The 14009-nt window shown below is 63.6% G+C and carries 11 protein-coding genes; 7 read left to right on the top strand and 4 right to left on the bottom strand.

The features are described from left to right. Window positions 1-346: 346 nt before the first annotated feature. The gene (locus AC5ZG1_RS36710) at window positions 347-961 is read right to left on the bottom strand and encodes a GIY-YIG nuclease family protein (RefSeq protein WP_496135805.1); all 615 of its coding nucleotides are present in this window, start codon (window positions 959-961) and stop codon (window positions 347-349) included. Between the two features lie 223 nt (window positions 962-1184). On the opposite strand from AC5ZG1_RS36710, the gene AC5ZG1_RS36705 reads away from it, so the two are divergent. Beyond that, entirely contained in the window at window positions 1185-2075 is an 891-nt protein-coding gene (locus AC5ZG1_RS36705; RefSeq protein WP_496135804.1) for an efflux RND transporter periplasmic adaptor subunit, read from the top strand. A 207-nt stretch (window positions 2076-2282) separates the two neighbouring features. On the opposite strand, the gene AC5ZG1_RS36700 is transcribed toward AC5ZG1_RS36705, so the two are convergent. Continuing rightward, entirely contained in the window at window positions 2283-3119 is an 837-nt protein-coding gene (locus AC5ZG1_RS36700; RefSeq protein ID WP_496135803.1) for a caspase family protein, read from the bottom strand. Window positions 3120-3502: 383 nt separating this feature from the next. Between AC5ZG1_RS36700 and AC5ZG1_RS36695 the strand changes: the two genes are divergently transcribed. The 6 genes from AC5ZG1_RS36695 (at window position 3503) to AC5ZG1_RS36670 (ending at window position 11348) form a co-directional block, all read left to right on the top strand. Then, window positions 3503-5227 carry a hypothetical protein gene (locus tag AC5ZG1_RS36695; protein WP_496135802.1) on the top strand — a complete coding sequence of 575 codons (1725 nt, stop codon included), beginning with the start codon at window positions 3503-3505 and terminating at the stop codon, window positions 5225-5227. A 77-nt stretch (window positions 5228-5304) separates the two neighbouring features. Beyond that, window positions 5305-6030 carry a thermonuclease family protein gene (locus AC5ZG1_RS36690; RefSeq protein ID WP_496135801.1) on the top strand — a complete coding sequence of 242 codons (726 nt, stop codon included), beginning with the start codon at window positions 5305-5307 and terminating at the stop codon, window positions 6028-6030. A gap of 47 nt (window positions 6031-6077) precedes the next feature. Beyond that, on the top strand, window positions 6078-6911 hold the full coding sequence (locus tag AC5ZG1_RS36685) for an LssY C-terminal domain-containing protein (RefSeq protein ID WP_496135800.1): 834 nt from the start codon (window positions 6078-6080) through the stop codon (window positions 6909-6911). 74 nt (window positions 6912-6985) lie between these two features. After that, entirely contained in the window at window positions 6986-8170 is a 1185-nt protein-coding gene (locus tag AC5ZG1_RS36680) for a pyridoxal-phosphate-dependent aminotransferase family protein (protein WP_496135799.1), read from the top strand. Window positions 8171-8366: 196 nt separating this feature from the next. Continuing rightward, window positions 8367-10481, top strand: coding sequence for a S9 family peptidase (locus tag AC5ZG1_RS36675; RefSeq protein WP_496135798.1), 2115 nt, complete (start codon window positions 8367-8369; stop codon window positions 10479-10481). A 306-nt stretch (window positions 10482-10787) separates the two neighbouring features. Continuing rightward, window positions 10788-11348 carry a flavin reductase family protein gene (locus AC5ZG1_RS36670; RefSeq protein ID WP_496135797.1) on the top strand — a complete coding sequence of 187 codons (561 nt, stop codon included), beginning with the start codon at window positions 10788-10790 and terminating at the stop codon, window positions 11346-11348. 325 nt (window positions 11349-11673) lie between these two features. On the opposite strand, the gene AC5ZG1_RS36665 is transcribed toward AC5ZG1_RS36670, so the two are convergent. Together AC5ZG1_RS36665 and AC5ZG1_RS36660 are read right to left on the bottom strand one after the other, a co-directional pair. Continuing rightward, the gene (locus AC5ZG1_RS36665) at window positions 11674-13116 is read right to left on the bottom strand and encodes an aldehyde dehydrogenase family protein (RefSeq protein ID WP_496135796.1); all 1443 of its coding nucleotides are present in this window, start codon (window positions 13114-13116) and stop codon (window positions 11674-11676) included. A 100-nt stretch (window positions 13117-13216) separates the two neighbouring features. Next, complete coding sequence (locus tag AC5ZG1_RS36660; RefSeq protein WP_496135795.1) at window positions 13217-13936, bottom strand: ribonuclease activity regulator RraA; 720 nt, start codon at window positions 13934-13936, stop codon at window positions 13217-13219. Window positions 13937-14009: the final 73 nt, after the last annotated feature.

Below are 14009 nucleotides of genomic sequence, written 5' to 3'. Positions count from 1 at the left end.
ATTTGTTTGCAAATCAATGAGCAAATCATCTCATCATCGAGCACAATCCGGGAAGGCGGCCTTCACCGAGGGCTTACGATGATGGGGAGACCGGTCGCCTCCAATCGAACCGCAATATCGAGAAAATCCGCGTGCAGCACCGGGAGTACAAGAACGTCTTTTGGACGTATCGGTCGGACGGCTCCTGGGTAAGAGCTCGCTACGCGGAGGGTCTACATAAGATAGTTCCTTACGATCGTTTCGACGTAACGGAGCTAGTCTATTTGTCGTGAATGCCGAGAAATACTGCCGTCTGGACGACCGTCACTACCAATAACCAATCCCAAGCAACTGATAGGCGCGTCGCTCAATCTGCCTGATCTTCGATTTCGCGTCGAAGCTCGTCCAGACGCTTTCCCTTGTAAGTCCAGGCCCAGGGTCCTGAGACTGAAGGCCATTCATCCCCAAGTGCAGTGTGTGCCTGGAGGGCCGCATCTGACAAAGAAGTAACATCGCCCCTAAAGTTGACCTGATTGCCCTCATCTACGGTGGTGCAAATGATGGTTGGGTCTTTGTAAAGCTGCAGCTCAGTACCCGGCTTGATTCCTATCATCGAGAGGCGGAACTTGCTCCGCCGTTTTGCCGCCTCAACTTCGGCCTTAACCTCGTTGGTTTCGAATATCTCATCGCCCAACTTGATTTCCCTGATCGCCGCAAGAAGCAATGCGGCTCGTGCGCGCTCCGGTGCAAGGCGGAAGAACTCGCGTCCCTTACTTACGCGATGATCGCCGAAAGCTTCCTGCAAATTGCCTTCTACGAAGGTTCCGTTCGCGACTTCGCACGCATAGAAGAGTTCGAATGGAAGCGGTACACCAGTAGAATATAATTGACGAACACGTATCGCCAGATCGCCGTTCGTGCGCCCGATCTTGATAAGACCAGGCATAGCTTCATTGATTAAGATGTAGACGATTTCGGTCATTGAAAGCACTTGAGATCGAGAAGCAGAGCGAAGATCCTAGTTCGAACTACAATCTAAACAATCATTGCTCTACTGCACAAGCAAACGAGGGGATTTGCAATTGAAGCGTTCCTATATAAGAAAACCGCCGCATTAGGGCTGCCAGCTAAGAAGCCGCTAAGCACCTAGCTTCAACAATACCCGTCTGATATTCGCAGCCAGTAACTAGAGATTGGAATTGTTGATGAGCAAACTCCTCTTGCGCCTCACCTCGCCCAACCTCCTCCTCGCCGCCTTCCTCTCCGCGGCCGCAATCTCCCCCACCCTCGCCGCAGAGGAACCCGATTCGCCCAAAGGCGCCACCGTCACCGTCCTCAAAGCCTCGAAAACCTGCTTCGGCAATATCGTCGAAGTCTCCGGGATCATCATGCCGCGGGAGGAAACGCAGGTGCGGCCCGAACGGTTCGGGCTGAAGGTGGCGGAGGTGATGGCGGATCCGGGGGATAATGTTACCGCGGGGCAGCAGTTGGCGCGGCTGAACCTGCCGGAGGGCGGGCAGCTCAACATCACCGCGCCGGTGGCGGGGACGATCTCGGCCTCGAGCGCGATCGTCGGCACGATCGCCGGCGGCAAAGGCGAGGCGCTGTTCTCGATCATCGCGCGCAACGAATTCGACCTGATCGGCATGGTGCCGACGCGTGACCTCGGCAAGCTGCAGCCGAACCAGACGGCATCGATCAAGGTGATCGGCGCCGGCGACATGGACGGCAAGGTGCGGCGGGTGGCGCCGACGGTGGAGCCGAACAGCCAGCTCGGCCAGGTCGTCGTCGGCATCAACGCGCCGCGGCGGCTATTGGTGAATTCATCCGGCCGCGCGCAGATCAAGACCGGGCAGAGCTGCGGCGTCGCGGTGCCGCTGACCGCGATCCTCTATGGCACCGCCGGCACCGTGGTGCAGGTGATCAAGCGCGACCGCGTCGAGACGCGGCGGGTGGAGACCGGGCTGATGCAGGCCGGACAGGTCGAGATCCGCGAGGGCGTGCAGGAAGGCGACATCGTGGTGGCGCGCGCGGGGGCCCTGCTGCGCGAGGGCGACCCGGTGCGGCCGGTGATGGCGAGCGCGGAGGGGAAGTGAGAAGCGGGTGGTGAGGGTCGTGGTCCCCTGAGAGAGCGGGACCCCTCACCCGGATTGCATCTGGCGATGCAATCCGGCCTCTCCCCACGGGAGAGGCGTTCTTCAATTCGTGAAGCTGGTGTTCGTGGAGACAGGATCCCCACCCGGTTTGCGCGTGATCGCGCAAACCGACCTCCCCTTTTCAAGGGGAGGTGGAGGATGTGGCGGCTAGCCGCCGAGGCGGATGTCTTCCAGCAGCGACGACGACACCGACGGGACCTGCTCGCCTTCGCTGGCGCGGGAGATCGAGACGCGGGTCTTGTTGAAGGCGGACTCGATGCCGCCCTGGGTCTTGAGGTTATTCAGGAGTTCGGAGACCAGCACGCTGTTGGTGGCCTTGGATTCCTCGGTGACCTTGCCGGGCGTCGCCGATGATATCACCAGCGTGTTCTCGGGCGGGCTGATCGGGGCGAGGCCGTGGCTGTAGGAGCGGAAGCGGCGCTCATAGGGATTGCGGCGGGAGGCATCCAGCACTACGAGCTTGGCCTTGGCGCCCTTCTCGTCCATCGCGGCCAGCACGTGCTCGACGCTGAGGCCATCGCGGCGGACATCGCCTTCCTTCCAGATCGCGGCATCGACCGGGAGCATGAAGCTCTCGCGGCCGGCCTGCACGCCGAAGCCGCCGAAGAACAGCATCACCACGGTATCCGGCCCGACCTTGGCCTTCAGGCGCTCGACGGCGCGGCTCATGTCGTCCTTGGTCGCGTCCTCGACGACGTCGACATCGAAGCCGTTTTGGCGCAGCGCCGCGCCCAACTCACGGGCGTCGTTGATCGGCTGCTGCAGCGGGTGGTTGGCGTCGGGATAATGGCCGTTGCCGATGATCAGCGCGACGCGGGACGCCTGCACGGGCACGACGCCCTGCTCGGTCGCGACCATCTTGGGCGCTTCCAGCGGCCGCTTATTCAGCGCGGCATGCGCACCAATCGCCAGCGACACCATCGCAACATAGGCGGCGACGACGGTGAGCGTGCGGCGGGAAAGGGAGAGCTGCCTGAGCTTCATGCGTTTCGGATCCCAATCGTTGACCAAGGCGCGACTGTGTAGTCGCGTCAAAGCCGTCTGTGGTTGTAGGGGTTGCCTGATCGAGTGCCGTCAGATTGTGCGCAATTTGCGGCACCGCAACACAGAAACCCTTAACCTGCGAAGCCTTCCGGGGCAACCTGATTCGGTTTTTCGGCCTTATCCGTAATGCGCCGGGGTCAAACTTGTGCCAAAACGCGGCGGCGTATGTGATATCGATCACATTTGTGTTTCCCTCGATTTTGTGCTGCGATTCAAAGGTTTGCAGGGGGCTTCTGGGTGGGGCCTCCTTGGATTGCGCAGGATTTTTCGGCCGCAGCCGGGTTCCCAGCTGTTCCGGATCGTGCGTGCCAGAAAGGGGTGGCATGGGTTTTCATGACATTGCCGGGGCGGTCTGCCGATCGCTCACGGTCCGTAAGGACGGGCCGTCGCTTTACGACGTCTGCGATCCGCTCCTGCTGAAATATCGCGGCGGGGATGCGCATTTGGGAAAATTCTACCGGACCGCGATCGGCAATCCCGCGCTGCGCGGCCTGCTCCGGCGCACCGGCCTGCCGGCGTTGCGCGATAACGCGCGGCTCGGCGCGCTGCAGACCGCCTTGAGAGAGGCGCGCGATGCCGAGGCGCCGGACTGGGCGGCGATCGGCGCGCCTGTGGCTGCGCTGATGGAAGGTATCGACGTGCGGCATCCGCTGCCCGCGGCGGCGGCGCCTGCGCGCGCGCCCGCGGCGGCCGAGATCGAGCGGGTCATCCGGGCCTGTGGCGCGCATCTGTTGCGCGCTTACGCGAAGAACGGCTTCATCCCGACCTATGCGGCGTTCAACCTGATCGGCGATGCCGACATGGGCGGGCGCGAACTTCTGATGGCGCTGACCGGGCTGAACTCGCGCGGCTACAAGAACTCGACTTTGCTGTTCAACCTCGCGCGCATCTACATCGCGCATTCGCCGGCGCGCGCGCTGATCAACCCGCCCTGGCGCGGGATCGCCGAGCCGATGTGGCAGCCGATGCAGATCCGCCATCGCTCGGCCTATTACGATGCGTTCTTCACCGAGGCGCTGCTCAGCTTTGTCGAGACCGGGCTTGCGTCCGGCGCGGAGACCAGCGCCGCGCGCGGGGCGATCGCCGACATGGTCGACTTCTGCTTGCGGATCAGCGCCGAGGAGGTGCCCTCGCATGACGGCTCGACCGTGAACGTGATCACGGCGCTGGCGCCATTGCCGCATCCGCGCTTCTCGCGCTTCTTCGCCCAGATCAAGCAGGATCTCGGCTTCGGCATCTATGTGCCTGATTGCGACACCACCGCCTGCTCGTTCTCCGCGGCGACGCAGGCCGGCAGCGATCATCCGATCCTCAAGCAGCCGCTGCTCGATTTCTATCGCGGCTACCAGGTGCGGAGCGGGGCGAACGAGCCGCGCGTCACCGTGCCGCTCAACGACAATATCGATTACGAAGGCGGCGTCGTCACCTGGATCGACAATCTCGCCGGTGATCGTCCCTACGGCAACGACCTCGATCCGACGCTCAATCTCGACATCCTCGAGGTCAGCTTCCGTAACCTCAAGCGCTGGCGGATTCTGGAGACGCCGCAGCGATTGGAGACGGTGCAGCGCATCATCGACTTCCAGCGGCGGCTGGTGGAAAGCGGCGCGTTCAGGAAGCCGCGCTCGCATATCTATTATTTGCCGGAGCTTTACTGCGCCTATTTCGGCCGCTGCTACGCCGCGTTCATCGCGCTTCCCTCGGCGGCGCAGCGCGTGATCGATCCAAGTGGGGCGTTCGCGATGATCCGCGCGCAGGTGCTGCTCTACGTCCAGCAGGAATTGATTGCGCATGAGATGAACGCGTTCGACGCCGCGCTGGCGCTGATGGCGCTGGCGCATCTCGGCGCCGAGGTCGGGACCTTCACGCCGGCGCTGCACTGCATCGTCGCGAGCTTCGGCGAAGGCGGCCGGCGTTCCCCATACAAGGCCTATGAGTGGAACAAGATGAAGACGCCGACGCGGATCCTGGTCGGCGGCCCCGAGGTGACCTCGGCCTTCGTGCTGATGGCGCTGGCGCTGGCGCGGCGGGCAATGACGCGAAGTTGAAAAGACTGCGGCGTTCGCGCTACTGGTTTGCCTGCCCGAATCTCCGCACAATTGCTCGCCAATCCGTGAACCTGCCGATGCGATCGCTGCTCCTCACCGCCGCCCTCCTGCTGTTGCCCGCGCTGGCGCAGGCCGCAGACATCACCGGCGTGCCGAAAATCCGCGAGGGCGACCAGATCCAGATCGGCTCCGCCCGCATCCGTCTCGGCGGCATCGACGCGCCCTCCACCGACCAGCTCTGCCTCAACACCATGGGCGAGCGTTGGACCTGCGGGATCGCCGCGCGCGACGAACTGATCAAGCATGCCGGCGGCAAGAGCTGGACCTGCCATACCCGCGGCACGACCGACCGCCGCGGCCGCACCCTGGCGCGCTGCGAGGTCGAGGGGCAGGACGTCCAGAGATGGCTGGTGGCCAACGGCTGGGCGCTGGCCTATACGCGCGCGTCGCACGACTATGAGGCCGACGAGAAAGCCGCGCGCGAAGCCAAGGCCGGCATGTGGCAGGGCGCCTTCATCGCGCCCTGGGACTGGCGCATCCGCAATAAGAAGACGCCGATCCTCGGCGCCGTGAAGCCGCCGGAGAACGCCCGCAACATCCTGCTCGCGTCCGCCTCCGGCCCGGTCGCGCCCTCGCCCGACTGCACCATCAAGGGCAATGTCAACACCTCGGGCGAATGCATCTATCACACGCCGCAAAGCCGCTGGTACGCCAAGATCCAGATGAAGATCGCCAAGGGCACGCGCTGGTTCTGCTCGGTCGAGGAAGCAGAAGCCGCCGGCTGCCGCGAGACAAGGCGCTGAACAATCTCTAAACTGCCTGCGCAACCTCGGTTCGAGAGCGCGGCACGGTGACAGAGCTCGACGACAAGGCGCAACCTTCGGCGCGGCGGCGACGAGTCCGGCGCATCCAATTGCTGCTGGTCTTGATACTCGCAGTCTACGGCCTCGCCGCCTATCTGCTGCTGCCGGCATTGTGGACCCATCACGAGCACCAGAAGGGCCTCGCCAACCTGCCGATGGTGACGCGCACCGCGCAGGGGATTCCCGGCGATCCCATGAATATCGGATTGATCGGCGACAAGTACGACGTGGTCTGCGCCATGCACGCCGCCGGCTGGTATCCCGCCGATCTGATCACGCTGAAATCATCGATCGAGATCGTCGGCAGCGTGCTGCTCGACCGCCCCTATCGCGACGCGCCGGTCAGCAATCTCTTCTATCTCGGCCGCCGCGAGGACCTCGCCTTCGAGAAGCCGATCGGAAACAGCGCCGATCGCCGCAACCATGTCCGCTACTGGCAGGTGCTCGACAAGGGCGAGGAGGGCCGCCCGGTGTGGCTCGGCGCCGCCACGCAAGATCGCAGCGTCGGCGTCAGCCATTACACCGGCGCGATCACGCATCACATCGGTCCCGACCTCGATGCCGAGCGGGCCCTGCTCACGGCCGACCTGGAAAACGCCCGCATGGTCACCGCGAAATATCAGGTCACCGGCATCGGCCCGACAATCGCGGGCCGCAATGGCGGCGGCGACCTCTATTACACCGATGGCGAGATCTGGATCCTGCGGCTGGTGGAAGCATGCAAGCCGCGCGATGGCCCGGCAACGACGATCCCGAGCCCGCCTGCGATCGAGATCAAGGATCAGATCTGGCATGCCGTCGCCGACGCGATCGGAAAATAACGCCTCTGTGGGTTGAAATTTTCAGCCAATCCCTGCATCCACGTGTGCGAGACAGATCAAGCAGGAACCGAACAATGACCGTTCGCGCGGGCCGGGAATTTCTGGCCATCCCCGGACCGACCACGATGCCCGATGAGGTGCTGCAGGCGATGCATCGCCCGGCGCTCGATATCTATTCGGCGGAGATGGTCGAACTGACCGAGAGCCTGTTGCGCGATCTCTCAAAACTGTTCGCCACCAAAGGCAAATCCTACATCTATATCGCCAACGGCCATGGCGCCTGGGAGGCGACGCTCTCGAACGTGCTGTCGCGCGGCGACAAGGTGCTGGTGCTCGAGAGCGGGCGCTTCGCCATCGGCTGGGGCCAAGCCGCGTCCGCAATGGGCGCCGAGGTCGAAGTGTTGAGGGGCGACTGGCGCCGCGCGATCCGGCCCGCGGAAGTCGAAGACCGGCTGCGGCGCGACAGGGAGCACACGATCAAGGCGATCCTCGCCGTGCAGGTCGACACCGCCTCCGGCGCCTATAACGACATCGAGGCGATCGGCAAGGCGATCAAGGCGAGCGGCCATCCGGCGCTGTTCATGGTCGATACCGTGGCTTCGCTCGGCTGCATGCCGTTTGAGATGGACGCCTGGGGCATCGACGTCGCGATGTCCGGCTCGCAAAAGGGCCTGATGACGCCGCCGGGTCTCGGCTTCGTCGCGGCGAATGCGCGCGCGCAGGAGGTGCACAAGCGCGCCGATTTGCGCACGCCCTATTGGGACTGGACCGAACGCGAGGGCACCGAGCACTATCGCAAATATGCCGGCACCGCGCCGGTGCATCTGTTGTTCGCGCTGCGCAAGGCGATCGACATGCTGACGGCCGAGGGACTGCAGAATGCGCATCTGCGCCATCGCCTGCTTGCCGAAGCGGTGCGGCGTGCGGTTGCGGTATGGGCAGAGGGCCAGGTGCTCGGCTTCAACATCACCAAACCCGCCGAGCGTTCGAACACGGTGACGACAGTCACCATGAACGGCCATGACCCGGCGGCGCTGCAGCGCTACTGCAAAGAGAAATGCGGCGTCGTGCTCGGCACCGGCATTGGCGATCTGCAGGGCCAGGCCTTCCGGATCGCCCATATGGGCCATGTGAACGCGCCGATGATCCTGGGCACACTCGGCGTGGTCGAGGTCGCGCTCAACGCGCTCGGCATTCCCCACGGCAAGGGTGGAACCGAGGCCGCGATTGAATGGCTCGGTGAAAGCGTGCGCGCCTGACCGCATCTGGCAATCCACCCATTCGAACCGATATATGTCTCGATGACATCTCGTTCCGACGGTGGTCGTCATTGCCGGGCTCGACCCGGCAATCCATCATCTTGCGAAAAACGCCTTTCTTTGATGGATGCGCGGGTCAAGACCGCGCATGACGAGCGAACAAGACCACGGAACCGAAAGACCATACGAGGACCGAGTGGACCAATCCGCCACCAAGAAACCTGCCCACCCCGCGCCCGTTGCGCCGCGACGGCCGCACTCCTTCACCCGGCACGGCATCACCGTGTCAGACGATTACGGCTGGCTGAAGGATCCGAAATGGCAGGAGGTGCTGCGCGATCCTTCGATCCTTGATCCTGACATCAGGAGCTATCTCGAAGCCGAGAACAGCTATACCGAGAGCCTGCTCGGCCACACCGCACCGTTGCAGAAGAAGCTGGTTGCGGAGATGCGCGGGCGGATCAAGGAAGACGATTCCAGCGTCCCCTCGCCCGACGGCCCGTTCGCCTATTTCCGCAAATTCCGCGAGGGCGGACAGCACGAGATGTTCGGCCGCATGCCGCGCGACGGCGGCGAGGCGCATGTCGTGCTCGATGGCGACGAGCTGGCGAAAGCCACCGAATATTTCAGATTCGGCGGCAGCCGGCATTCGCCCGACCACAGGCTGCATGCCTGGAGCGCCGACACCAAGGGCTCGGAATATTTCTCGATCCGCGTGCGCGACTGGGCAAGCGGCGCCGATCTCGACGACCTCGTCGAGGAGACCGATGGCGGTGTGGTCTGGAGCGCGGACGCGAAGAGCTTCTTCTACGTCAAGCTCGACGACAACCACCGCCCGATGCAGGTCTGGCGCCATCGTCTCGGCACCAAACAGGCCGACGACGTGCTGGTCTATGAAGAGCAGGATTCCGGCTGGTTCACCCATCTGCATGAGAGCGCGAGCGGGCGCTTCTGCGTGATCGCGGGCGGCGACCACGAGACCTCGGAACAGCGGTTGATCGACCTCCAAAATCCCGAAGCGGCGCCGCAGCTGATCGCCGAGCGCGAGGAAGGCGTACAATATTCGATCGCCGACCGCGGCGACGAGCTGTTCATCCTCACCAATGCCGATGACGCGATCGACTTCAAGGTGATGACGGCGCCGCTCGCCGCGCCGGAGCGCAAGAACTGGCGCGATCTGATCCCGCACCGCGAAGGCATCTACATCCTCGATCTCGAGCTTTTCTCCGGCCACATGGTGCGGCTGGAGCGCGCCAACGCGCTGCCCGCGATCGTGATCCGCGATCTCGCCACGGGCGAGGAGCATGCGATCGCCTTCGACGAGGCGGCCTATTCGCTCGACACCATGGGCTCCTACGAATTCGAGACGACAAACCTGCGCTTCTCCTATTCGTCGATGACGACACCGTCGGAAGTCTACGACTACGACATGACGAAGCGGACACGCGTGCTGCGCAAGCGCCAGGAGATTCCCTCCGGCCACGACCCGGCCGATTACGTCACCACGCGCATCATGGCGGCATCGCATGACGGCGCAGAGGTCCCGGTCTCGATCCTGCACCGCAAGGATTTCGTCCGCGACGGCACAGCGCCGCTGCTGCTCTACGGCTACGGCTCCTACGGCATGGCAATGCCGGCCTCCTTCAGCACCAACCGCCTGTCGCTGGTCGACCGCGGCTTCGTCTACGCGATCGCGCATATCCGCGGCGGCGCCGACAAGGGCTGGGGCTGGTATCTCGACGGCAAGCGCGAGAAGAAGACCAACAGCTTTGATGATTTCGCGGCCTCCGCCCGCGCGCTGATCGATGCAAAATACACGAGCACTAAACGCATCGTCGGCCATGGCGGCTCGGCCGGCGGCATGCTGATGGGAGCGGTCGCGAACCGCGCCGGCGAATTGTTCGGCGGCATCGTCGCCGAGGTGCCTTTCGTCGACGTGCTCAACACCATGCTCGACGACACGCTGCCGCTGACGCCGCCGGAATGGCCGGAATGGGGCAACCCGATCGAGAGTGAGAAGGATTTTCGCACCATCCTGTCCTATTCGCCCTACGACAATGTCGCGGCGAAGGACTATCCCGCGATCCTCGCAATGGGTGGATTGACCGATCCGCGCGTCACCTATTGGGAGCCGGCGAAATGGATCGCGCGATTGCGCGCCACCATGACCGGCGGCGGGCCGGTGCTGCTGCGCACCAACATGGGCGCGGGACACGGCGGCGCATCGGGACGATTCAACCGGCTCGATGAAATCGCGATCGTCTATGCGTTCGCGCTGTGGGCAGTGGGATTGGCGGACGCGGCGGCGTAGCAAACGTAGGGTGGGCAAAGCGCAGCGTGCCCACCTTCACTTGCACCGAGCGTGGATGGTGGGCACGCTTCGCTTTGCCCACCCTACGGGCTACGAGTGCGCGAATGAGCGGCCGCTCTCTCCCTAGGTCGTCCCGGGCTTGACCGGGACCCATAACCACCAAACATCGTTGTTGAACCACGCGGTAACTCCGAGTCTTCGTCACCATAACTGCCTGTGGTTATGGGTCCCGGCTCGCGCTTCGCTTGGCCGGGACGACGGCGGAGTTTGAAGCGCAAACGAGGACGACGACTGAGAGGAGGCCCGATGCCGCGCTACACCAAGACGGATTTTCCTGTCGACAATGTGCGCCGCTTGCTCGAGCCGGGGCCGATCGTGCTGGTCTCGTCCGCGCACAGGAATGAGACCAACATCATGACCATGGGCTGGCACATGATCATGGAGTTTCAGCCCTCGCTGATCGGCTGCTACATCTGGGACGCCAACCACTCGTTCGAATTGATCCGCCGCAGCAAACAGTGCGTGATCAATGTGCCGACCGTAGAGCTGGCGCCGACCGTCGTGAAGATCGGCAACAGCTCCGGGCGCGACATCGACAAGTTCGCCGCGTTTGGCCTCACACCCAGGCCCGGCGAGCAGGTGCGCGCGCCGTTGATCGAGGAGTGTTACGCCAATTTCGAATGCCGGCTGATCGATTCAAGCCTGATCCGGAAATACAGCCTGTTCGTGCTGGAGGTGGTGAAGGCGCATGTCGCGACCTCGCCGAAATATCCGAAGACGATTCATTATCGCGGCGACGGCGAGTTTATGATCTCCGGCGAGAATACGCGGAAATATCGCAAGCTGTTCAAGCCGGAGATGTTGTAGCGGCTAGAGCGACGTTCCGCCGGGCGACGGCAACGCCGGCTTAGAGCGTGATGCATTTGGTTGAATCGGTTTAGCCGCAAGTTCACCTCTCCCGAAGGGAGAGGTCGCGCCGGAGGCGCGGGTGAGGGGTTGCGGTCCCTCGATGGAGCAGATCCCCTCACCCGGCGCTGCGCGCCGACCTCTCCCCGATGGGGAGAGGTGAGGAGGCAGCGCCATGACCGATTCAATTCGACCTTATCTCATCACGCTCTAGGTTCTTGTTTTGACGCGTTCTTCACGCGAACAGTGCCCACTTCGCTCGAAAACGCTCTAACGTCCGCTGCCCTCACGGATTCGTGTAAGCGGTCTTCACGGTGGTGTAGAACTCGGCGGCGTATTTGCCCTGCTCGCGCGAACCATAGCTCGAGCCTTTTCTGCCGCCGAACGGGACGTGATAGTCGACGCCGGCGATCGGCAGGTTGACCATCACCATGCCCGCCTCGGCGTTGCGCTTGAAGTCGCTGGCGTATTTCAGGCTGGTGGTGCAGATGCCGGCGGAGAGGCCGAACTCGGTATCGTTTGCGGTCGCCAGCGCCTCGGCGTAGTCGTTGACGCGAATGACGCCCGCCACCGGGCCGAAGATTTCCTCGCGCGCGATCCGCATCTTGTTGGTCACTTCGGTGAACAGCGCCGGCTGCAGATAAAAGCCGGGCGCATCACGCTTCAGCCGTTCGCCGCCGAACACCAGCTTGGCTCCCTCGTCCTTGCCGATCGAAAGATATTTCAGGTCCTGATCGAGCTGGTTCTGGTCGACGACCGGGCCGATATCGGTGCCGGCCTTCAAGGCGTCGTCGACCTTGAGGCCGCCCAGACGCTCGGTGAGCGCGGCGACGAATTTGTCGTGAATGCCCTTGGTGACGATCAGCCGCGAGGCCGCCGTGCAGCGCTGGCCGGTGGAGAAGAACGCGCTGTTGACGGCACATTCGACCGCGACCTTCAGGTCGGCATCGTCGAGAATGACCAGCGGATTCTTGCCGCCCATCTCGAGCTGGAATTTCTTCATCGGCCGCGATGCTACGCAGGCCGCAGCGACCTTCTGGCCGGTCGCCACCGATCCGGTGAAGCTGATCGCGGAGACATCCGGATGTTCGAGCAGCGCGGCGCCGACCTCGGAGCCGCGGCCGATCACGAGGTTGAGCACGCCCTTGGGCAGGCCGGCACGCTGCAGGATGTCGACCAGCGCCCAGGTCGAGCCCGGCACCAGGTCAGCCGGCTTGATCACGACCGTGTTGCCATAGGCGAGCGCGGGCACGATTTTCCAGGCCGGAATCGCGATCGGGAAGTTCCAGGGCGTGATCAGGCCGACCACGCCGAGGGCCTCGCGGGTGATCTCGACGTCGATGCCAGGCCGCACGGAAGACAGCTTCTCGCCGGCCATGCGCAGGCACTCGCCGGCAAAGAACGCGAAAATCTGCCCCGCACGCGCGGCCTCGCCGATGCCCTCGGGCAGGGTCTTGCCCTCCTCGCGCGACAGCAGGCGGCCCAGTTCATCCTTGCGGGCCAGGATTTCGTCGGACGCCTTCTTGAGGATGTCATAGCGGGCCTGCGGCGTCGCGCGCGACCATGCCGGGAATGCCGCCTTGGCGGCCGCGACCGCGGCATCAAGCTGAGCACGGGTGCCGCGCACGGCCTCGCCGACGATGTCGTTGGTATCGGATGGATTGACGTTGGGCGAGCGCGCGCCGTCCGACATCCATTCGCCGTCGATCAGATTGTTGAACATCAGCATGGCTTTCCTCCGTCTTGATGGGCTTGGCGCCAAAGATCGGTTTAAGAGTTCGAGCCCGACTCGGAAACGTTTGGGCCGATGTCAGCTCGAACAACGAAATCTAGCGTCCGTTCCTTTTCCGCCACGCCGCGAAATCGGTCAATGTCTGCGGATCGGTGGCGGGATAGAGGCCGAAGATGCCGCGCCCGCTATGGACTTCCTCGGCGACGAAATCCTCGAATGCGGTCATCTCGAAGGTTTCCTCGGCGATCTCGTCGGCGAGATGCGCGGGGATGACGATGACGCCGTCAGCATCGCCGAGGATCACGTCGCCGGGAAACACCGGCGCGTCGCCGCATCCGATCGGCACGTTGATCTCGATCGCGTGATGCAGCGTCAAATTGGTCGGCGCGCTCGGCCGGTGGTGATAGGCGGGAAAGCCTAGCCCGGCGATCTCTGCGGAATCGCGAAAACCGCCGTCGGTCACGACGCCAGCAACGCCACGCTTCATCAAGCGCGTCACCAGGATGGCGCCGGCAGAGGCGGCACGCGCATCCTTGCGGCTGTCCATCACCAGCACCGCGCCGGGCGGACAATCCTCGATCGCCTTGCGCTGCGGATGTGAACGGTCGCGGAAGACCTCGAGCTTGTTGAGGTCCTCGCGCGCCGGCATGTAGCGCAGCGTGAAGGCTTCGCCGACCATGGTCGGCTGGTCCGGGCTCAAGGGGTGGACGTCCTGGATGCACTGGATGCGGAAGCCGCGCTTGTACAGCGCGGTGGCGACGGTGGCGGTAGAGATGGCTTTCAGCTTGTTGCGGGTGGTGTCGCTGAGTTTGGACATGTGAACTGCTCCTTCGTCATTCCGGGAGAGATGCTGCGGCTCCCTCTCCCGCTTGCGGGAGAGGGCTGGGGTG

The sequence above is a fragment of the Bradyrhizobium sp. Leo78 genome, from assembly GCF_059512425.1.
The sequence above is the reverse complement of the archived record's forward strand: the minus strand, read 5'-3'. Positions and strand labels throughout refer to the sequence as shown.

Coding starts and splice junctions, on each gene's coding strand:
- AC5ZG1_RS36710 (WP_496135805.1), bottom strand. CDS start 961: ATGACCGAAATCGTCTACATCTTAATCAATGAAGCTATGCCTGGTCTT.
- AC5ZG1_RS36705 (WP_496135804.1), top strand. CDS start 1,185: ATGAGCAAACTCCTCTTGCGCCTCACCTCGCCCAACCTCCTCCTCGCC.
- AC5ZG1_RS36700 (WP_496135803.1), bottom strand. CDS start 3,119: ATGAAGCTCAGGCAGCTCTCCCTTTCCCGCCGCACGCTCACCGTCGTC.
- AC5ZG1_RS36695 (WP_496135802.1), top strand. CDS start 3,503: ATGGGTTTTCATGACATTGCCGGGGCGGTCTGCCGATCGCTCACGGTC.
- AC5ZG1_RS36690 (WP_496135801.1), top strand. CDS start 5,305: ATGCGATCGCTGCTCCTCACCGCCGCCCTCCTGCTGTTGCCCGCGCTG.
- AC5ZG1_RS36680 (WP_496135799.1), top strand. CDS start 6,986: ATGACCGTTCGCGCGGGCCGGGAATTTCTGGCCATCCCCGGACCGACC.
- AC5ZG1_RS36670 (WP_496135797.1), top strand. CDS start 10,788: ATGCCGCGCTACACCAAGACGGATTTTCCTGTCGACAATGTGCGCCGC.
- AC5ZG1_RS36665 (WP_496135796.1), bottom strand. CDS start 13,116: ATGCTGATGTTCAACAATCTGATCGACGGCGAATGGATGTCGGACGGC.
- AC5ZG1_RS36660 (WP_496135795.1), bottom strand. CDS start 13,936: ATGTCCAAACTCAGCGACACCACCCGCAACAAGCTGAAAGCCATCTCT.